This window comes from Pseudoalteromonas sp. Ld19 (assembly GCF_045064135.1).
Lineage (GTDB): Bacteria > Pseudomonadota > Gammaproteobacteria > Enterobacterales > Alteromonadaceae > Pseudoalteromonas > Pseudoalteromonas aliena.
Genome location: NZ_JBISHA010000016.1, coordinates 124,274 through 144,089 on the forward strand (window position 1 = coordinate 124,274; position 19,816 = coordinate 144,089).

Sequence of the window (19,816 nt, forward strand, 5' to 3'; positions counted from 1 at the left end):
AGGTTAGGAGAAATAACATGGCAAGATATTTGGGCCCTAAGCTCAAGCTGAGTCGTCGTGAAGGTACTGACCTGTTCCTTAAGAGCGGCGTAAGAGCTATCGACTCTAAGTGTAAACTTGAGACTGCACCTGGTCAGCACGGCGCTCGTAAAGGTCGCTTATCTGATTACGGTTTACAATTACGTGAAAAGCAAAAAGTACGTCGTATCTACGGTGTATTAGAAAAGCAATTCCGTAACTATTACAAAGAAGCTGCTCGCCTTAAAGGCAATACAGGTGAAAACTTGTTACAGCTATTAGAGCAACGTTTAGACAATGTTGTATATCGCATGGGTTTTGCTAGCACACGTGCTGAAGCACGTCAGTTAGTAAGCCATAAAGCGATTTTAGTTAATGGTCGTGTTGTGAATATTCCTTCATACGTAATTACTCCAGAAGATACTGTTGTAATCCGTGAGAAGTCTAAAACACAAGCACGTATCATCGCTGCTCTAGAGTTGGCTGAGCAACGTGAAAAGCCGACTTGGGTTGAAGTTGACGGTAAGAAACTGGAAGGCAGCTTTAAGCGTCTACCTGAGCGTTCAGATTTGTCTGCGGACATCAATGAACAACTAATCGTCGAACTTTACTCTAAGTAAAGTTAAGAGTTAAGAGAGGATAAAATGCAGGGTTCTGTAACAGAATTTCTAAAACCAAGGTTAGTCGACATCGACGCTATCAACCCAACGCGTTCTAAAATAGTTTTAGAACCATTAGAGCGTGGCTTCGGTCATACTCTGGGTAATGCCTTACGCCGTATATTGCTTTCATCTATGCCTGGATGTGCAGTAACTGAAGTTGAAATCGACGGTGTATTGCATGAGTACAGCGCGAAAGAAGGCGTACAAGAAGACATCATTGAAATACTATTAAACCTAAAAGGTTTAGCAGTAACGTTAGAAGGCAAAGATGAAGTTTTTCTGACCCTGACTAAATCTGGTGTAGGTCCTGTTACTGCGTCTGATATTCAGCACGATGGCGATGTAACAATTGCTAATCCAGATCACGTTATTTGTAATTTAACAACAAATAACAGCGAGATCAGCATGCGAATTCGTGTTGAACGTGGTCGTGGTTATGTGCCGGCATCTAGTCGTTTATCCTCTGATGACGATGAGCGTCCAATTGGTAGATTGTTGCTTGATGCATCATTTAGTCCAGTTGAACGTATTGCGTACTCGGTTGAATCAGCCCGTGTTGAGCAACGTACAGATTTAGACAAGTTAATTATTGATATGGAAACAAACGGCACTTTAGATCCAGAAGAAGCGATCCGCCGTGCGTCTACTATCTTAGCTGAGCAATTAGATGCATTCGTAGATTTACGTGATGTAACTGAGCCAGAAGAGAAAGAAGAGAAGCCAGAATTCGATCCTATTCTACTTCGTCCAGTTGATGATCTTGAGCTAACAGTACGCTCAGCAAACTGCTTGAAAGCCGAGCAAATTCAATATATCGGTGATTTAGTTCAGCGCACTGAAGTTGAGCTTCTTAAAACGCCTAATCTAGGTAAGAAGTCTCTAACTGAAATTAAAGACGTGCTAGCTTCACGTGGTCTTTCTCTGGGCATGCGCCTAGAAAATTGGCCACCTGCAAGTTTAGCTGAATAATCTAAATCACTATATTAGTTTAGTTAGAAGGATAGGGTCATGCGCCATCGTAAGAGTGGTCGTCAATTAAACCGTAACAGTAGCCATCGTAAAGCGATGTTTAGCAATATGGCAGGTTCTTTGGTGAAACATGAAATCATCAAAACTACTTTGCCTAAAGCGAAAGAGTTACGTCGTGTAATTGAACCTTTAATCACACTGGCTAAGACTGACAGTGTAGCAAATCGCCGTTTAGCGTTTGCTCGCACGCGTGATAAAGAAGTTGTTGGTAAATTATTCAGTGAAATCGGTCCTCGTAACGCGGATCGTCCAGGTGGTTACACTCGTATTCTTAAGTGTGGCTTCCGTACTGGTGATAATGCACCAATGGCTTATATTGAACTAGTTGGTCGCCCAGCGACTAGCGAAGCAGTTCAAGAAGACGCACAGTCTGCAGAGTAAGTCTTAAAGAAACCTAAAAGCCGAGCAATGCTCGGCTTTTTCTTGTCTAAAATTTATTAAGTCCCCCCAACAGAATATTTCTTCCTAAAGCTCCTACTTTATAAGCTTATGTGGATTCATTTAAAACTTTTATCAGCGATATCTTTCATCAAGAGTGGTTTATTAACTAACCTGAGCTTTGGTTAAGATATTAACTAATATATTAAATCATAATGATATTTTAATTTACTTTTCGCTAGCCAGAGATTTTCAGTGAAAACAAGGCGAATTTACGCATCAATAGCGGGGCTATTGTTAGTAAATTCAATGTAGTAAGGGCTAAAAATAGCTGCTTGAGATAGATTTATTATCTAGAGTTCAGGTTAACTATCCTAATAGCTCTTTTAAATTCAAGATGGCTAATTGAATTGGCTTCATAATAAATAAATGAGTAAACATTAAATTTAGCTGATATTTAACATCTTATACTTTCTATTAAGCCTCAACGGCCACAGACTTAAATAGTTCCATTTTTTAACCGTACTAATTTCACGTAAAACATAGCAAGTCAATTCAGGAATGGTCTTTGTATTTGCCTTATCTAATTGTTACTCCTTATAAAGGAGCAATTTGAATTTTGTGTAGCGGTATAGATCATTTATTAATGAATAGGATTCGAATGGATCCCATTTCGAAAGGGTGATCATGGCTTTTAATACTCGTTTTTACATTAACTAGCTATATAAACTTGTAAAGACATACTGTTTAGTGTTGTTTTTGACCGTTTAGCTCAAATACTCAGCGAACAGCACATTATTTCAAGTTTTCTTCAAAAAAGGGTTGATCTGTTTTCGGATCTCCCTATAATGCGACCCCACTGAGACGGGAAAGGTCAACGCCTAGCGAGACCCAAACTACTCAGGGTGTTAAGTAAAACTTAGTGTTGATAAATATAACGTTTACCAAAATTAAGTGTTGACAAAAAAATAGGAAAGCGTAATATGCGCAGCCCTAGCGAGATAAAGTTTAACTTTAACCGCAACGTTCTTTAAAAATATAAAGCAATCATCTGTGTGGGCACTCGTACAGATTGAGTTCTAACAGCCAAGCTTAGTTCGCTAAGTAAGGAAAACAAATTAGAGTCTCAATTGAAAACTGAGTGACCAACAGAAGTAACTTATTTATAAGTTGCTTCGGCACAGTCAATTCAATATCGAAAGATATTAAAATAAATTCAGAATTCATTGAGCTGTCGAAAGACATAAAACTTTTTAATTGAAGAAGTAGTGAAACGAAACAGCGCCGATGATAGTGTAGCATTTGCTATGTGAAAGTAGGACATTACCAGGCTTCAAATTGTAGAAAGCCCGAATCTAACGATTCGGGCTTTTTTACGTCTGCAGAAAAGTAAAATGTGCGCAATTAACACACACTCATATCGCGACACAAAGATAGTGTAGCATTTGCTATGTGGCTCTCCACCGCTGTGGGCACTACGACATTACCAGGCTTCAAATTAAAGAAACCCGTTACAGCAATGTGACGGGTTTTTTGCTGTTTAAAATTTAATAAATAGCCAAGAGCCTATGCTGAACTCAGTAGTGAAACAAAACAGCTCGAAGGCGAGCCCCGCAGAAGGGCGCCCCGACGCAAAGATAGTATCCCATTTGCACTGTGGCTCTCCACCGCTGTGGGCACGACGACATTCTACTGCGTAGGGCACTGACTTCAAATTGTAGAAAGCCCGAATCTAACGATTCGGGCTTTTTTACGTCTACAGAAAAGTGAAAATGTGTTTTCAGGTAGTTTAAGCTTGTGCGTAGTTTGACTTATTGCCAAGCCATCTATGAATCAGGGGATCTACACTTTGAGGGTATTGTTTTAGCATTTGCAGCGCAATAGGCCTTACTTGATTAAGTGTTTGTTTGTCGCGCGTTAAGTCTGCAATTTTAAATTCCGCTAAGCCGGTTTGTTTTGTGCCGAGGACTTCACCTGGTCCGCGTATTTCTAGATCACGCTCCGCTATTACAAAGCCATCATTACTATCTCTTAGTACACCAAGTCGCTTTTGAGCGGTATGAGATAGTGGTGCGTGGTATAAAAGTACACAATGCGATGCTGTGGCACCACGGCCAACTCGGCCACGTAACTGATGGAGCTGTGCTAAACCTAAGCGCTCAGGATTTTCTATTATGATTAAACTTGCGTTAGGAACATCCACACCTACCTCGATAACGGTAGTGGCTACTAATACATGTATATTTCCTGCTTTAAACTCACTCATAATGGCTTGCTTTTCAGCTGACTTCATTCGTCCATGAACGAGACCTACGCTCAGCTCTGGTAATGCCTCTTTTAATTGCAGTGCACTATCTTCAGCTGCTTGGCATTGCAGCACTTCAGATTCATCAATTAGTGTGCATACCCAGTAAACTTGACGACCTTGATCATTGCAGGCTAATTTAACACGCTCAATAATATCGTCTCTACGTGTGTCAGGCAGTGCGACTGTTGTAATTGGAGTCCGCCCCGGTGGTAATTCATCAATTACAGAGGTTTCTAAGTCAGCATAAGCTGTCATGGCAAGTGTGCGTGGAATAGGTGTTGCAGTCATAACCAGTTGATGAGGGTAACAATCAGCAAATTTTCCTTTTTCGCGTAGTGATAAACGCTGATGTACACCAAAGCGATGTTGCTCATCAATAATTATTAGCACTAAGTTATTAAACTTTACTTCATCTTGAAATAAAGCGTGAGTACCTACAATCATTTGCGCTTCACCAGAGGCTATTTTTTCAAGTGTTGCTATACGTTCTTTACCTTTTGTTTTACCGCCAAGCCAAGCAACTGTGATACCTAACGGATTAAACCAAGTTGTAAAATTAACACCATGTTGTTCAGACAAAATTTCAGTAGGAGCCATTAAAGCAACTTGAAAGCCCCCTGCAATCGCTGTTAACGCACTTATAGCCGCGACTAAGGTTTTGCCTGAACCTACATCGCCTTGCACTAAGCGCATCATTGGATATGTGTGTTGCATATCCCCTTTTATCTCAGCCACTACTCGGCTTTGTGCATTTGTGGGTGCAAAAGGAAGCTGCTCTAAAAATTGACTTTCTAATGTATTTACTGGATTTAATGCCACGGCTTTAACTTGTTGCCCTTGCTCTCGTACTTTTAATAAGCTGAGGTTTTGTGCAAGTAGCTCCTCAAATACAAGGCGTTGTTGTGCGGGGTGCATACCTTGCTCTAGTGCGGTTATATCAACATCATTTGGCGGGCGGTGCAGTAATAGTAAAGCATCGCTTAAAGCCATATTTGATGGCTGAAACTGCGTAGGAAGTAGTTCTTCTACCGAGTATTTGTTTAGTAAATCAATAGCCTGTTCGCTCAGGGCTCTAATTGAAAGTTGCTTTAAGCCTTCGGTTGTTGAATACACGGGCGTTAACGTTGTTACCGTGGGTTGCTCATTATGAGTATCGCTGATGCTATATTCAGGATGATTCATTTCAAGTCCCACACGCCCACGACGTACTTCACCAAAACAACGTATTATTTTACCTGCAATGAACGCATTTTTTTGTGCTGCGGTAAAATTAAAGAATCGAAGTGTGAGCCTACCTGTGCCATCATTTATTTGGCAAACCAGCATTCGCCTTTTGCCAAAGGTAACCTGGCTTGTTTCAATCGTTGCTTCCACACTTACATGGCTATGAAGCGATAACTCGTTTATTGCATATAAGCGAGTACGATCTTCATAGCGAAGAGGTAAGTGGAAGAGCATATCTTGTACGGTACTAATACCTAGCTTCAACAAGCGCTCGGCCATTTTTGGACCGACCCCTTTAAGTTCTGTTATTGGATATTGGCTTAAGCTAGGTTTAGACAAAGTAGGCTCAATTTTTATTATTTAGTGAGTTAAGTGTACTTATACAGTGTAGGTGCATCAAGTATGTTTTAAAGCTTGCCAAAATTGTTCACTGGCAACTATTTCACCATTTTCATCAAGTGCAGGGTATGGCAATTTCTTTTGTTTACATTGCCTTGCAATAATAGGATGGCAGCCTTCGAAATAAAGCGGGTGTTTAACTTCTGCGCTGAGCATATCTCTGTTATACAAACCAGCAAGCTCGCGCTGGCGCTGTGCTTCAAACAAAATTAGTGCGGCAGCAACCGAAACATTTAGTGATTGCACCATGCCTTGCATTGGAATAATAATATTCTGATCTGCGTACTCTAATGCTTTTTCAGATATTCCTGTTTTTTCTTGGCCAACAATAATAGCAGTTGGCTTGGTGTAATCTACTTCTCTAAAATCAACAGCGTCTTCAGATAGATGCGTTGCTAGTATTTGTATTTTTGGGTTACGTTCACGCATTGCAGTAACGGCATCATCAATATTTCTATGCAGATGAGTCTCTAGCCAATTTTTACTGCCACCCGAGGTATTGTTTGTTAGCCATTTTTGTTTTTCTGGCCATACAGCGTGTACGTGATGGCAACCTACTGCGTCAGCGCTACGCACGATTGCAGATAAATTATGATGTTTATGTACGTCTTCTAAGCACACTGTTAGGTCTGTTTGGCGGCGCGAAAGTACATCTTCAATTCTTTGATAGCGAGTTTGCTGCATGGTGATCCTCTTTTTTCGGCAATTATACGAGATTTTTACAGTTAAGGCATTACCGTACGGCTAATTGGGTTTTGCAGCGATATAAGCGTTTCTGTTGATTGGATTGCTTCAATGGCTTGGATTTTGTTGATTAACACATCTTGCAAGTGATCAATCGATTTCGCCATTACTTTAATAAAAATACTGTAGTTCCCCGTTGTGTAATAGGCTTCAACCACTTCCTCCAATGCTTCTAGCTTAATTAGTGTTTGCGGGTAGTCGCGTGCATTGTTTAAATTGATACCTATAAAGCAACATACATCATAGCCTAGCTGCTTAGTATTTATTGTTAATTGAGTGCCGGTGATGATCCCTGCTTGTTTCATTTTTTCTATACGAACATGAATTGTACCGGCACTTACATTAAATCTTTTTGCTAATTCGGCGTACGCAGTACGGGCATTTTCCATTAATGCATGAAGTATCTGTTTATCGAGATTATCGATTAAGTAATTTTCCACTATATTTTTCTCATAAAATTATCGAATATATTGTTTTTATACCACTTAATTAATGATTTTTACATGGTAAAGCTATTTTTGTTGTTGGATGTTGAGTTAATTCATTAAATTGTTACATTAACTTCATTAAAGGTGCTGGTTGGAGCGCTTTGTATCAATTAAGTAAGTAACAATAACTGGGAATGAGGCCAATTATTATGAATTCACATTATGTGCTGCAACAGCAGCAAATAAGTAAAGTTAAGCAATTTTTTTCACAACAACTAGAAATCCAACTTGGGCTCATTGAAGTTCAAGCACCAATTTTGGCTAAAGTTGGTGATGGCACACAAGATAATCTCAGTGGGCATGAAAATGCAGTTGCTGTAAAAGTTAAAGCTATTACTGATAGCGACTATGAAGTAGTGCACTCACTTGCAAAGTGGAAGCGTAAAACATTAGCCACTTATGGCTTTGGTGTTGGTGAAGGTATTTATACGCAAATGAAAGCGCTGCGCCCAGATGAAGATTCACTAAGTCCTATTCATTCTGTTTATGTTGATCAGTGGGATTGGGAAAAAGTAATTAACGAAACCACAGAGCGATCGCTGGCAACACTTAAGCAAACCGTTCAATCTATCTACAAAGGGATTAAAGAAACCGAAGCCTTTGTAAGTGAAGCTTATGGCTTTATGCTATTTTTACCGGCTAACATTAAGTTTGTACACAGTGAAGAGCTACGTAAAATGTATCCTGATTTTAGCGCTAAGCAGCGCGAAAAAGCTATTACACAAGAGTATGGGGCCGTGTTTTTAATTGGTATTGGTGGAGCATTAGGTGATGGAAAAATTCATGATGTAAGAGCCCCTGACTACGACGACTGGTCTACACAGACGTGCGATCAATATATGGGTTTAAATGGTGATATTTTAGTATGGAACCCCGTACTTGAAGATGCTTTTGAAATATCATCAATGGGTATACGTGTAAGCCCTGAGGTTTTAAAGGCGCAGTTAAGTATCACTGGAGATAAAGACCGCTTAGAATTTGATTGGCATAAAGCCTTATTACAAAGTAAATTTCCGCAAACTATTGGTGGTGGGATAGGGCAATCGCGTTTAGTCATGTTACTTTTGCAAAAGCAGCATATTGGTCAAGTACAAGTGGGAGTATGGCCGCAGCATACACATGCAGAGGTTAGCGGCTTACTATAGTAACCTGAACTCTAGCTAGAGAAAATAAATTTAAATATCCTGATGATTCAATGTGTTAGTAAACCTATTAACCAGAGTTAAGGTTATAGTAATAAAACCAAAGTGCTAAACGCACTTTGGTTATGACGTTTTAAACTCTATTTCTATTTTATTATTTTGCAGCCTAACGTTACAGGGTGGGTAATTACGCGTTGTTTTAAGTACTTTATCAAAAATATGAATTTCGACCCCTGAGTGCAAAATAGCATTTACGGCAAGGTTCGCATCACTGAGTAGATCGTGCAAGTCATGATCTAAAGTCGAAAGGCGTTTTTCTAATTGCTCTGCTTGTTGGCAATAGTGTAATTGGGTTGCCCCAATTTTTGCTATCAGCTGGTTTTTCTTTTCGGTATCTTTAACTTGGTCGGCTTTTTCAAGAGCATCTTGTAAGGTGTCTAACTGCTGATCTGTTTTTGCTAAATCTTTAAAGCAATTATCTGTGTCTGCTGTTATTTCGGCGCCTGAGGTTGCTAAATTAATGACCATTTTAGCGCCTGATTCATTACCAACCTCACCAGCTATAAGCGTTGTCGCATCCAATATTTCACCACCAAATATTTTGCCTTTAGGTAAGTCTGTTTGCCCAACTTGCAGTAAGCGTTTTGCTTTCATTATGCAATGGCTCGTTTGGCGCTCGATGAATATATTAGTCGCTTCGATATAACAATACTGAGAATGGGATACATGAATATCACCAGCGGATATGAGTTTACAGGATAGTGATTTATCTTCAGGTTTTTGATGGCCAATAATACCTTGTTTCACGGTTATATTACCGCCTGCCGTAAGCTCACCTGATTCGACCGTGCCAAAAATTGTAATATCGCCTTTGGCCGTTACTCTCATTCCTGGATCTATGTTACGCGTAACAATTACACTACCTTCAAAATCAATATGACCACTTTTTACATTCACATCAGCAATAGTAAAAATGTCATCAACGCGCATTCCATTATTAATTTCGACGGGCACGCCTGAAATAGTTGAGACTAATTCCATAGGATTAGATTTAGATATTTCAGTGCCTTCACCAGCAACTAATTGCTTGTTGTCGCCTGGTTTTGGGGCAAGTATTTCTCCGGTAACGGTAAAACCTTCTTTACCGGGTGTCGCTGGTTGTTGACGAATAAGCACGGTACCTGGCTCTACGCTTGCCAGCTTACCAAAATCGCGCATATCAACATTACCATCTTCTTTTAGCTTAGGGGTTTTTAGGCGATCTTTAAGGGTTTTTACTGTTGTAGTAAGTTTTGTCGCTAAGCCATCACTGGGTAAACGGCCTTTTGCTAAAACTCCTTTTACAACAGTGCCAGCAGGTGCCTTAAGTTGTTTTTGCAGTAACTGTTCTAAAAATACTTGTTTGTAACCGCGCACAATACCTGCTTTTACGAGCTGTTTTTTAGCCACGTCTAAGCTGAGTAGTTTGCCGCCTTGAGCCGTAGTCAGCTCTCCTACAGCAAGCATTTTATCATCATTGATAACCACCTCTAATGCGGCGTCGTGTTTGCTTGCAACAATTAAAATAGATTCGCTATTTTCGCTTTTAAAAAAGTTATTTATAGCATCAAGATCTATTTTACAATCACAAAAAGTTGATTTTTCGAGCGCTTCAATTACAAACGCAGCGCTTGGAGGCGCAGTGGCGTTTATATCGAGTAAAACGTTTCCATTATGATCAAGCTTAAACACGAGTTAATCCTTTTTTGCTGCTGAACCTGAACTCAGGTTACTTAAGTTAACCTGAACTCTGGTTAAGAGATTTACTAACATATTAAATTATAGTGATATTTAAATTTATTTTCTCTAGCCAGAGATTTTTAGTAAATTCAACGCAGTTAGCGCTGAAAATAGCTGCTTGAGATAGATTTATTATCCTGAGTTCAGGTTAAGTTATGTTTGTATTAATAACCTAATTATAGAGTGCTATTAATTTACTTTTGAGTCAAGAAATCAAGAAAAACAAAGTGATGTAGGAAGAGGCAAGAAGGTTTGAGCTATAGCGCAGGTCTATAGCTCAAAAATAATATTAGTTAGTTGAAGGAAGCTCCATAATGCCATCAATCTCAACTTGCACATTTTTTGGTAATGCACGTACTCCAATCGCAGCACGCGCTGGGTATGGCTTTTTAAAGTATTGGCTCATTACTTCGTTAACAATAGCAAAGTTTGATAAATCAGTAAGGTAAATATTCACCTTAACTAGGTCGTGTATCTGACCGCCAGCTTCTTCACATACAGCAGCAATATTTTTAAATACTTGATGTGTTTGTTCGCTAAAGTCTTCTGATATAACTTCCATGGTTTCTGGCACTAATGGGATCTGGCCAGATAAATAAACAGCGGTACCAACTTTAACTGCTTGGCTGTATGTGCCAATAGCTGCTGGTGCTTTGTCGGTAGAAATAAATGCTTTATTCATGAGTTTCCTATTTTACTTTTTACGATAGACTTTTTGAACATCAGGCATTACACGAATTTTACGCATAATGTTAGCAACATGGACACGGTTTTTAACGGTGACCCCTAAATCTATCACGTATAAATTACTTTCTTTTTCATCGGTGGCAATTTCGACAATATTGGCTTGGGTTGTAGCAACAACATTGGTTAATTTTGCTAATGCGCCTTGATGATTAATAATTTCAACCCTAAGCGCAGCAATGTATTCTTTTTCTGGGTTGTCGTCCCATTTTACAACAAGGTATTTAGATCGTTCATTTTCCCAACCACGAATGTTTTTACATTCTTGGCGATGAACAGTCAGGCCTTTACCTTGGCTTACATGCGCCGTTATAGCATCGCCTGGTACAGGGCGGCAACACTTAGAGTAATTAACTAACATGCCTTCAGTGCCGATAATAGTTGCTTTGGCTTGATTAGTAATATCGGTTAAATCATCATTTTCGTTTTGTAACAAGCGTTTAGCAATTAACATACTCATTAGATTACCAGAGCCTATTGCGACTAATAGTTCAAGTAATGTAGAAAGCTCATGCTCTTCAAGTACGCGTGCTATATTTTCATCAGCAATACTATCTAACTTATTTTCACCTAATGCTGAATCAAGTAAACGTCTACCCAATAACAGCGCTTCTTCATGATGCTGACTTTTAAGGTAGTTACGAACACCCAAACGTGCTTTACCGGTAACAATAAAGTTTAGCCAAGTTGCATTTGGATGCGCGCCAGAGCTTGTAATGACTTCTATTGTTTGGCCGGTATCCAGTGCTTTACTCAATGGATAAGGTTTACGATTTACTCTTGCCCCTACGCACGTATTACCAACGTCAGTGTGCACAGCATATGCAAAATCAACTGCGGTTGCGCCCATCGGTAATTCAACTATCCGACCATCTGGCGTAAATACGTAAATTTCTTCAGGGAATAGCTCAGTTTTCACGTTTTCAATAAATTCAAATGACGAACCAGCACTTTGCTGAAGCTCTAATAAGCTTTGCATCCATTGACGAGCACGTTGTTGTGACGTATTGCCCGCGCCATCACCCGATTTTTTATACATCCAGTGTGCGGCCACGCCTTTGTCTGCCATATGATCCATATCGTGAGTACGAATTTGGATCTCAACAGGTATGCCGTGTGGGCCAACTAAAGAAGTATGAAGCGACTGATAGCCATTGGTTTTAGGCACTGCAATATAGTCTTTAAAGCGCGTTTCAATCGGCTTATAAAGACTGTGAGCAACACCTAATACGCGATAGCACGTATCCATAGAATCAACCGCAATTCTAAACGCATAAATATCCATGACTTCGTTAAATAACAGCTCTTTATTGAGCATTTTTTTATAAATACTATAAAGGTGCTTTTCGCGGCCCGATACCGTCGCTTTTATGCCTGATTCTTCAAGGCGTGCTTCAATTTCGTTTTGAATATTTGAAATAACTTCTTTTCGATTACCACGTGCTTTTGCAACTTCAGATTTAAGTGCACGATGGCGCATAGGATATAGAGCTTGAAAACCTAAATCTTCAAGTTCATTTTTAATATCGTGAATACCTAAACGGTTTGCTATTGGCGCGTATATTTCTAGTGTTTCGCGTGCTATACGGCGGCGTTTATCGGGGCGAAGCGCGCCCAATGTACGCATATTGTGAGTTCTATCAGCAAGCTTGATTAAAATAACTCGTATGTCTTGAGTCATTGCCATAATCATTTTACGGTAGTTTTCAGCTTGGAATTCTTTTTTGTCTTTAAAGCTGAGCTTATCGAGCTTACTTACACCTTCAACCAATTCAGCAACCGTTTCACCAAAAATTTCAGCTAAATCTTGTTGGCTAAAATCGGTATCTTCAATTACATCATGCATTAACGCCGCCATGAGCGTTTCATGGTCAAGATGCATGCCGGCAAGAATTTGGGTTACTTCAACAGGATGAGTTATGTAGGGCTCGCCGCTTGAGCGAGTTTGTCCTTCATGGGCCTCTCGGGCTACCACGTAAGATTTTTGTACTAGCTCCACATCTGCGGCAGGCAAGTATTCAGAAATTTTCTTTTTTAGACCTTCAAAAAGATACATTTACACTCCAATGTTCTAGGGCCTGTTGACCTTTGTGGATTAAAATTTGTTCAATCTAGGGGCGATTTAATCGCGGCGCGAGGTTTTTAGCCTAGCGGGCTAAGTAAAAACCGAGCAACAAAGAGTAAATTGCCCCTAGGCAGAACCCTTCGGGCAGCGTATGTTTGGCATTTATGCTGCGTTATCGCCTATTTATGGGGAATAACCACACTACATAGGCTTTGCCTTGCCTAAATACCAAGCATGCTGCTGCAAATTTAACCTCGAAAGATAAACAGGCCCTAGTGAAGTAAATTAGGTAAGTTACGAATATACGATGAAAACAGAGGATTGCCAACGGCTATAGTAGAAATACTGCGCCGTTGGCTAAATCAGACCGGGAGGTCGATTATTGATTGCCACCAACAATGGCAGCAACAGCAGCTAGTTCTGCCGCTTCTTGGTGTTGTTGTTCTTCACGGTCAATTAAGTCCATTGAAGCACTATCAACTAAACCTAATTCAATTTCACGTAAAGCAACAACCGTTGGCTTATCGTTTTCAGGGTCTACTAGTGGCGTTTTACCACCAACAGCAATTTGGCGGGCACGACGAGCCGCAACTAAAATTAAGTCAAAACGATTACCAACTGCATCTACTGCATCTTCAACTGTTACGCGGGCCATCACAGCACTCCAAAATAATTTAAAAGCAAAGACGTAGTTTACTCCAAGCAGCCACTTTCGCCAATAGCCAGTGTTCAATTTTTATCAGTTTTACTTACCTAAGCCTAATTTGAATGGGCTTAAATTATTTAAGTAGACTATTTAGTAAAACTTGATGGCGATTTTTTTGTACTTTTAGTGTTAAGCGCTGTGCCATTACAATTATTTCTATATCAGCAAGTGCGCTCTCAAAGTCATCATTCACAATCACAAAATCATACTCGTTATAATGCGACGTTTCTGACTGAGCCTTTGCCATACGAGAGGCAATAACGTCAGCCGAATCTTGGCCACGATTATTTAAACGCTGCTCTAGCTCTTTTTTTGAAGGAGGCAGTATAAAAATGGTTTGTACGCTTGGCATAATTTTGCGCACTTGTTGCGCGCCTTGCCAGTCAATATCTAAAAACACATCAATACCCGCATTAAGTTGCGACTCAATCGCTTGCTTTGATGTGCCATAGTAATTATCAAATACTTGAGCCCATTCAAAAAAGTCATTTTTTTCAATCAGCGCTTTAAACTCATCTGCAGCTACAAAATGATAATGCACGCCATCTTCTTCACCAGGACGAGGCGAACGAGTCGTATGCGACACCGATACTTTCATATCAGCATGCTTTTTTAATAACGCATTAATTAAGCTTGATTTACCCGCACCAGAAGGCGCTGATAAAATAAATAGGTTTCCGCGAGTGTGTGCCATTTTAATCTCTATCTAAAAATAAATAGGCTTGGGTTATAAATAACGCAAGCCTTTATAATTGTATTGTACTTTATGCAAACTAATTTCCCCAAATTAGGGGATTTAGTTTGCTTCTGAATATTATTGGCTCGAAAACTCGTTAGTAAGCAATTATCTTGTCACCTAAAGATTTTAGTCGAACTGATGGTTCTATCAAATCTAAAACATTAGCTAACTCTTCATCATAGATAACATGACAAAATACTGATTTATTTTTATCTGTGTCAGTAGTATCAAAAATTACATCGAGTAAAAGAGATGAGTCAGGTAATGCAATACGTAATATTGCTAAATGAAGACTCATTGGTACTATATTTTCCTGAAGCTGGATCCTAATATTTGCAAGTAAATCTTTACGTCCATTTAATTGTCTCGTTAACTCATCTTTTAAATATTCTTTTAGCATTAAAAATCTGGAGCTGAAAGCAAAGGATTTTTTATCTAATTTTACTTTTTCTAAATAAGTATTTAACATGTCGCACAGTTGGTTCGTTAGGTTTATTCCATGCTCAAAGAATCTATCGGCTGAGATCATTAAGTCATCATGGACTGCAGCAATAACCGCCTTCGGGTAAATTGATGTAATATCTAAATTTGGTTCTTCCCCATTAGCTAGGTAATCAGGTGTTTCCATTCTCATAACGCAACGATTAAATTTATGACCACTTAGTTCGATCTCTTCCTCTTCTAGTTTAAATCTAACATTGGGACCAACATTATCATCGTGAATATATAAGTACTCAACTTGTTCATCTTGTAAATATACACTCCCTAACTCTACATTATCTTCAATAGTTGATTCGCGAAAGCCAACGGCACAGACGGCATGACCAACAGTTACGTCATCACCGTGAACGCCGCCTATCATTAAAGGGTATCCAGAACGAATATAGGCAGCACAAATATTTGCAAACCTTCGCTTACTAAAAAATTGATATGGTTGATCACCTTGTGTGACAGAAGGAGAAAATCCTAATTGTTTAATAGCATGCTGAATTTGTGGGTATGTCAGTGAGTAAGAGGGGTAAGTTCTGTGGCCTACCATAGAGTTAGAATGAGCAGCCTCTGTTATTATAGAAGTGGTTGGTATTGAGTGTCTTGCATCAAAAGCAGAGGAGTGCAGCATGCTCCATATTCCAATAGTAGCACATGCTGCGACCCCTGAATCTTGTTGCTGCCACGCTAAGCCTATAACAGAAAGTTCAAGTCCAGCTATTGTTGATACATATTTTCTAGAAGGCTTGGTAACTCGCGGAACATCAGGTGTTTTATCTGGGTACCATTTTAAAACAGTTCGTCCAAAAGGTGAGTTCGTGATTGGTCTTATAACTATAAAGCCTAGGTAACTGTTTTTGAAGGTACTCATTGCGTCTTCATCATCAGCAAGTGCTTTTAGAAAAAGCTCTCTATTTATTTCTTCAGATGAAAAGAAATGAACCCTTTTACATACATTTGGATAACCTTTTGCACTTTTGCAATAAACTGCCGAAACCTCACTTAGAAAATCCCTATCAAAGTAATTGTTTTCCACTAGTATATTATTCGCGCCTAAGTACTTTAAATATTTAAATAGATAATGTGACTGCGCTGATTCTAATGTAGATTTTGCTCGAATCAGTGGATTTTCTGCGGATTCAAATGCAGCAAAAAGTAGTTCGGAGGGCTTGTTCAAGTTTGGCTCTTATTATTTTTTGTTGTAAAAAAACCCTGTAGGATAATTACAGGGTCATTATCTAATTATATGAAAGTTGCTTACTTAGCCGAAGACTCGCGCGAGTGAGAGGTCTTCAGATGAAGAGTTTACACTGTATGTTTTTGCTCTATTGCTAGTTGTTTTCTTTACAAACGCGGAGCGTATTTTCTCTATATCGTCTTGACTTAATTTTGGAGGAGTATCAACACTTTCAATACCTGAACGATCAGAGTAAACACTTGTCCATAATGTCTTCTTTGTTTCGTTAGCCATTTTATAAACCTTAGTATATTAAAAATAATTGGATGGTTTAATATAAAAACTATAAACCAACTCTCTATATGTTTAGCATCGATTTGATATGTATGCAAACATATTGCTATAAAAATGAATCTGGGGATTAGAACATATTTTGTTCTAAAAGTTCAATTACAATCTTTGATTTTAGCAATAGCATTTAAATAATCAGTGATTATTCTATATTCTGGATCTGCTCACGCATTTGTTCAATTAGTACTTTTAGCTCTACGGCTGCAGTAGTAATATCGCTATTAATAGATTTAGATGCTAGCGTGTTAGCTTCACGATTAAATTCTTGCATCATAAAGTCTAAGCGGCGACCACATGCGCCACCTTTTTTAAGGATTTTTTTAGTTTCTTTAACGTGAGACTTTAAGCGATCTAATTCTTCAGCCACGTCTTGTTTTTGTGCAAGGTAAATAAGTTCTTGTTCAAGGCGCGATTCGTCAATGTTTGCTGTTAAGTCTTCTAATTTTTGAGCCAGTTTTTCACGCTGCCATTTAGCAATTTCTGGCATGTGCGTTTCTACAATTTCTACTTGCTCTAAAATCGCATCAAGACGGGTTGCTATCATTTCTTCAAGGTTTGCACCTTCATCACCACGCGCCGATTTAAAATCTTCTATAACTTGATCAAGACCAGCTATTAGTGCTGTATTAACGCTATCCATATCAAGCTCTTGTGCTTCCATAACACCAGGCCAACGCAATATATCAACAGGGTTAATATCGCCATTACTTTGTTGTTGAACCCATTTGGCACTATTTATTAGTTGCTCGGCAAGCGCTTGGTTAATTGATAGCTCGCCAACGTGGGCAGGGTTTGCAACAAATTTTAAAAAAACTTCAACTTTACCGCGTTGTAAGTGTTTGCGTAAACGCTCACGAATAACTGGCTCCATGCCACGAAATTGCTCTGGTGCGCGAATAAATGTTTCAAGGTAACGCTGGTTAACAGAACGAACTTCCCAAGTGCCAGTGCCCCAATCGCCTTTTATTTCGCGACGCGCATAAGCTGTCATACTGTGGATCATGGATGATTTCCTAAATTTATAAATACAATATTACGATGATTATATCGTAACACTGCTTAAGCTCTAGGGAAAATTTAAAGCACTGAATGTTTTACATACAGCTATTTATTTAAATCAGCATGGTATCTACACCCACATACACTTATAATGTCGCAAATTCTGAATTAAGGGGATCGTCAATGCGTCCAAGCGAAAGAACACCTAACCAAATTAGACCTGTTACATTTACACGTAATTATACTCTGCATGCTGAAGGTTCAGTACTTGTTGAGTTTGGTAACACCAAAGTACTTTGTACAGCTACAGTTGAATCGGGCGTTCCTCGTTTCATGAAAGGCCAAGGTAAGGGTTGGATCAACGCTGAATACGGTATGTTACCGCGAGCAACGCATACACGTAATGCTCGTGAAGCTGCACGTGGTAAGCAGGGCGGTCGTACTATGGAAATTCAACGCTTAATTGCACGTGCACTTCGTGCGGCTGTTGACTTAAAAGCACTTGGCGAAAACACAATTACTATTGATTGTGATGTTATTCAAGCTGACGGCGGTACACGTACTGCTTCTATAAGTGGTTCATGTGTTGCACTTGTTGACGCACTAACGCACATGCGTGCAAAAGGTATGATTAATTCAAACCCACTTAAACATATGATTGCAGCTATTTCAGTTGGTATTTACAAAGGCCAAGCAATTAGCGATTTAGAATACATTGAAGATTCAGCTGCTGAGACTGATATGAACGTAATTTTAACCGAAACAGGTAAAATTATTGAAATTCAAGGTACAGCCGAAGGCGAACCTTTCTCGTTTGATGAGTTAGATGAGTTACTTACTCTAGCTAAACATTCTATCCGCGAAATTATTGACGTACAAAAGCAAGCATTAGCATAAATAGGTAGGCCACTAGATATGAAAGATTATCAAAAAGAGTTTATAGAATTTGCTCTAGAGAAGCAGGTATTAAAATTTGGTGAGTTTACTTTAAAGTCAGGCCGTACAAGTCCGTACTTTTTTAATGCCGGTTTGTTTAATACAGGTCGTGACTTAGCGCGTTTAGGTCGTTTTTATGCATCGGCATTAGAAGATTCAGCAATAGAGTACGATGTATTATTTGGACCTGCCTATAAAGGTATCCCAATAGCGACAACAACAGCTGTTGCATTAGCTGATCACCATGATAAAGATGTACCGTACTGTTTTAATCGTAAAGAGAAAAAAGCACACGGTGAAGGTGGCACATTAGTAGGTTCAGAACTCAACGGCAAAATAATGCTGGTGGACGATGTAATAACTGCAGGTACTGCGATTCGTGAGTCAATGGAAATTATTGCACAAAATGGCGCAGATCTTAGTGGTGTATTAATAGCATTAGATCGCCAAGAAAAAGGTAAAGCCGAGTTATCAGCTATTCAAGAAGTTGAACGTGACTTTAATACCCAAGTGATCTCTATTGTAAAATTAGCTGATCTTATTAGTTACCTTGAAAACCAAGGAACGATGGACGAGCATTTAGCCTCAGTTAAAGCGTACCGTGATCAATACGGCGTAGTATAAATAAAAAAGCCTCGCAGTGCGGGGCTTTATTTTGACCTTCATTTATAGAGTTTATTAATGAAAGATGTATTAAAACCAAATGGCTTAGGCCTTAAGCGTGTTTTCAAAGCAAGTTATTGCTCCTACCTTGGCTTTAAAGCTGCATTTAAAGAAGAAGCAGCATTTAGACAAGAACTACTCCTAAGCCTTATATTATTCCCTATCTCATTTTGGCTTGCCTCATCACTATTACATTGGGCAGTTCTAGTAAGCTCATTGCTTATTATACTAATAGTTGAATTACTAAATTCTGCCATAGAGGCATTAACAGATCGGGTAAGTACAGAATTACATGTATTGTCAGGTAGAGCTAAAGATATGGGATCTGCAGCCGTAACACTTTCATTAACGATCGTGTTGATCATCTGGGGTATAAGCCTTTATATGAAGATCGCTTAACTCTATTTTTAATATAAGGTGAGTTAAAACGCGTTTAGTTGTTAATAATTTGCTAGTTATGTTCTGTTTTTAGCCTGTTTAGCTCAAATACTCAGCGAACAGCACATTATTTCAAGTTTTCTTCAAAAAAGGGTTGATCTGTTTTCGGATCTCCCTATAATGCGACCCCACTGAGACGGGATATGGCGACGCGCAGCGGACAACGCCTAGCGAGACCCAAACTACTCAGGGTGTTAAGTAAAACTTAGTGTTGATAAATATAACGTTTACCAAAATTAAGTGTTGACAAAAAAATAGGAAAGCGTAGTATGCGCAGCCCTAGCGAGATAAAGTTTAACTTTAATCGCAACGTTCTTTAACAATATAAAGCAATCATC

At 39.1% G+C, this 19,816-nt stretch carries 18 protein-coding genes; 7 read left to right on the forward strand and 11 right to left on the reverse strand.

What is annotated here, in order from left to right:
- Positions 1-17: 17 nt before the first annotated feature.
- The 3 genes from rpsD to rplQ are packed head-to-tail and all read left to right on the forward strand — an operon-like array spanning position 18 to position 2,090.
- Positions 18-638: a 30S ribosomal protein S4 gene (gene rpsD, locus ACJJVZ_RS04970; RefSeq protein WP_002959461.1), complete on the forward strand. Its 621-nt coding sequence runs from the start codon at positions 18-20 to the stop codon at positions 636-638.
- A 24-nt stretch (positions 639-662) separates the two neighbouring features.
- On the forward strand, positions 663-1,649 hold the full coding sequence (locus ACJJVZ_RS04975; RefSeq protein WP_008168100.1) for a DNA-directed RNA polymerase subunit alpha: 987 nt from the start codon (positions 663-665) through the stop codon (positions 1,647-1,649).
- Between the two features lie 39 nt (positions 1,650-1,688).
- The gene (gene rplQ / locus ACJJVZ_RS04980) at positions 1,689-2,090 is read left to right on the forward strand and encodes a 50S ribosomal protein L17 (protein WP_008168098.1); all 402 of its coding nucleotides are present in this window, start codon (positions 1,689-1,691) and stop codon (positions 2,088-2,090) included.
- 1,786 nt (positions 2,091-3,876) lie between these two features.
- On the opposite strand, the gene recG is transcribed toward rplQ, so the two are convergent.
- Genes recG through asnC form a run of 3 tightly spaced genes read right to left on the reverse strand, consistent with a single transcriptional unit; the run spans position 3,877 to position 7,202 of the window.
- Positions 3,877-5,958, reverse strand: a complete 2,082-nt coding sequence (recG, locus tag ACJJVZ_RS04985) for an ATP-dependent DNA helicase RecG (protein WP_405598639.1) — start codon at positions 5,956-5,958, stop codon at positions 3,877-3,879.
- Between the two features lie 57 nt (positions 5,959-6,015).
- A complete protein-coding gene (trmH, locus tag ACJJVZ_RS04990) occupies positions 6,016-6,702 on the reverse strand; it encodes a tRNA (guanosine(18)-2'-O)-methyltransferase TrmH (protein WP_138586647.1) in 687 nt (228 codons plus the stop codon).
- A gap of 41 nt (positions 6,703-6,743) precedes the next feature.
- The gene (gene asnC / locus ACJJVZ_RS04995; protein ID WP_182703121.1) at positions 6,744-7,202 is read right to left on the reverse strand and encodes a transcriptional regulator AsnC; all 459 of its coding nucleotides are present in this window, start codon (positions 7,200-7,202) and stop codon (positions 6,744-6,746) included.
- Positions 7,203-7,399: 197 nt separating this feature from the next.
- On the opposite strand from asnC, the gene asnA reads away from it, so the two are divergent.
- Positions 7,400-8,395 (forward strand): aspartate--ammonia ligase, encoded by a 996-nt coding sequence (gene asnA, locus ACJJVZ_RS05000; protein ID WP_193156156.1) that lies wholly within the window; start codon positions 7,400-7,402, stop codon positions 8,393-8,395.
- 120 nt (positions 8,396-8,515) lie between these two features.
- Here asnA and ACJJVZ_RS05005 read toward each other — a convergent pair whose 3' ends face one another.
- The 8 genes from ACJJVZ_RS05005 to ACJJVZ_RS05040 all read right to left on the reverse strand — a co-directional run bounded on the left by ACJJVZ_RS05005 (position 8,516) and on the right by ACJJVZ_RS05040 (position 17,445).
- Entirely contained in the window at positions 8,516-10,123 is a 1,608-nt protein-coding gene (locus ACJJVZ_RS05005; protein WP_405598642.1) for a DUF342 domain-containing protein, read from the reverse strand.
- A 337-nt stretch (positions 10,124-10,460) separates the two neighbouring features.
- Positions 10,461-10,853: a RidA family protein gene (locus ACJJVZ_RS05010; protein ID WP_077536289.1), complete on the reverse strand. Its 393-nt coding sequence runs from the start codon at positions 10,851-10,853 to the stop codon at positions 10,461-10,463.
- A 12-nt stretch (positions 10,854-10,865) separates the two neighbouring features.
- Positions 10,866-12,971, reverse strand: a complete 2,106-nt coding sequence (spoT, locus tag ACJJVZ_RS05015; RefSeq protein WP_077536288.1) for a bifunctional GTP diphosphokinase/guanosine-3',5'-bis pyrophosphate 3'-pyrophosphohydrolase — start codon at positions 12,969-12,971, stop codon at positions 10,866-10,868.
- A 388-nt stretch (positions 12,972-13,359) separates the two neighbouring features.
- Entirely contained in the window at positions 13,360-13,635 is a 276-nt protein-coding gene (gene rpoZ / locus ACJJVZ_RS05020) for a DNA-directed RNA polymerase subunit omega (RefSeq protein WP_007378835.1), read from the reverse strand.
- A 124-nt stretch (positions 13,636-13,759) separates the two neighbouring features.
- Entirely contained in the window at positions 13,760-14,380 is a 621-nt protein-coding gene (gene gmk, locus ACJJVZ_RS05025) for a guanylate kinase (protein WP_405598647.1), read from the reverse strand.
- Positions 14,381-14,519: 139 nt separating this feature from the next.
- The gene (locus tag ACJJVZ_RS05030; RefSeq protein ID WP_405598649.1) at positions 14,520-16,091 is read right to left on the reverse strand and encodes a hypothetical protein; all 1,572 of its coding nucleotides are present in this window, start codon (positions 16,089-16,091) and stop codon (positions 14,520-14,522) included.
- A gap of 84 nt (positions 16,092-16,175) precedes the next feature.
- A complete protein-coding gene (locus tag ACJJVZ_RS05035; protein WP_405598651.1) occupies positions 16,176-16,385 on the reverse strand; it encodes a hypothetical protein in 210 nt (69 codons plus the stop codon).
- Between the two features lie 199 nt (positions 16,386-16,584).
- Positions 16,585-17,445 carry a YicC/YloC family endoribonuclease gene (locus ACJJVZ_RS05040; protein ID WP_138584556.1) on the reverse strand — a complete coding sequence of 287 codons (861 nt, stop codon included), beginning with the start codon at positions 17,443-17,445 and terminating at the stop codon, positions 16,585-16,587.
- 179 nt (positions 17,446-17,624) lie between these two features.
- Here ACJJVZ_RS05040 and rph point away from each other — a divergent pair, with 179 nt between their 5' ends.
- The 3 genes from rph to ACJJVZ_RS05055 are packed head-to-tail and all read left to right on the forward strand — an operon-like array spanning position 17,625 to position 19,439.
- A complete protein-coding gene (rph, locus tag ACJJVZ_RS05045) occupies positions 17,625-18,338 on the forward strand; it encodes a ribonuclease PH (RefSeq protein ID WP_405598654.1) in 714 nt (237 codons plus the stop codon).
- An 18-nt stretch (positions 18,339-18,356) separates the two neighbouring features.
- A complete protein-coding gene (pyrE, locus tag ACJJVZ_RS05050; RefSeq protein ID WP_077536278.1) occupies positions 18,357-19,001 on the forward strand; it encodes an orotate phosphoribosyltransferase in 645 nt (214 codons plus the stop codon).
- A 57-nt stretch (positions 19,002-19,058) separates the two neighbouring features.
- On the forward strand, positions 19,059-19,439 hold the full coding sequence (locus ACJJVZ_RS05055) for a diacylglycerol kinase (RefSeq protein ID WP_033029967.1): 381 nt from the start codon (positions 19,059-19,061) through the stop codon (positions 19,437-19,439).
- Positions 19,440-19,816: the final 377 nt, after the last annotated feature.

Bases quoted from the DNA above. Each gene is read 5' to 3' on its own strand.
- rph (WP_405598654.1), top strand. From the start codon at position 17,625: ATGCGTCCAAGCGAAAGAACACCTAACCAAATTAGACCTGTTACATTT.
- rplQ (WP_008168098.1), top strand. From the start codon at position 1,689: ATGCGCCATCGTAAGAGTGGTCGTCAATTAAACCGTAACAGTAGCCAT.
- spoT (WP_077536288.1), bottom strand. From the start codon at position 12,971: ATGTATCTTTTTGAAGGTCTAAAAAAGAAAATTTCTGAATACTTGCCT.
- ACJJVZ_RS05055 (WP_033029967.1), top strand. From the start codon at position 19,059: ATGAAAGATGTATTAAAACCAAATGGCTTAGGCCTTAAGCGTGTTTTC.
- ACJJVZ_RS04975 (WP_008168100.1), top strand. From the start codon at position 663: ATGCAGGGTTCTGTAACAGAATTTCTAAAACCAAGGTTAGTCGACATC.
- rpsD (WP_002959461.1), top strand. From the start codon at position 18: ATGGCAAGATATTTGGGCCCTAAGCTCAAGCTGAGTCGTCGTGAAGGT.
- trmH (WP_138586647.1), bottom strand. From the start codon at position 6,702: ATGCAGCAAACTCGCTATCAAAGAATTGAAGATGTACTTTCGCGCCGC.
- pyrE (WP_077536278.1), top strand. From the start codon at position 18,357: ATGAAAGATTATCAAAAAGAGTTTATAGAATTTGCTCTAGAGAAGCAG.
- ACJJVZ_RS05010 (WP_077536289.1), bottom strand. From the start codon at position 10,853: ATGAATAAAGCATTTATTTCTACCGACAAAGCACCAGCAGCTATTGGC.
- asnA (WP_193156156.1), top strand. From the start codon at position 7,400: ATGAATTCACATTATGTGCTGCAACAGCAGCAAATAAGTAAAGTTAAG.
- ACJJVZ_RS05035 (WP_405598651.1), bottom strand. From the start codon at position 16,385: ATGGCTAACGAAACAAAGAAGACATTATGGACAAGTGTTTACTCTGAT.
- ACJJVZ_RS05040 (WP_138584556.1), bottom strand. From the start codon at position 17,445: ATGATCCACAGTATGACAGCTTATGCGCGTCGCGAAATAAAAGGCGAT.
- rpoZ (WP_007378835.1), bottom strand. From the start codon at position 13,635: ATGGCCCGCGTAACAGTTGAAGATGCAGTAGATGCAGTTGGTAATCGT.
- gmk (WP_405598647.1), bottom strand. From the start codon at position 14,380: ATGGCACACACTCGCGGAAACCTATTTATTTTATCAGCGCCTTCTGGT.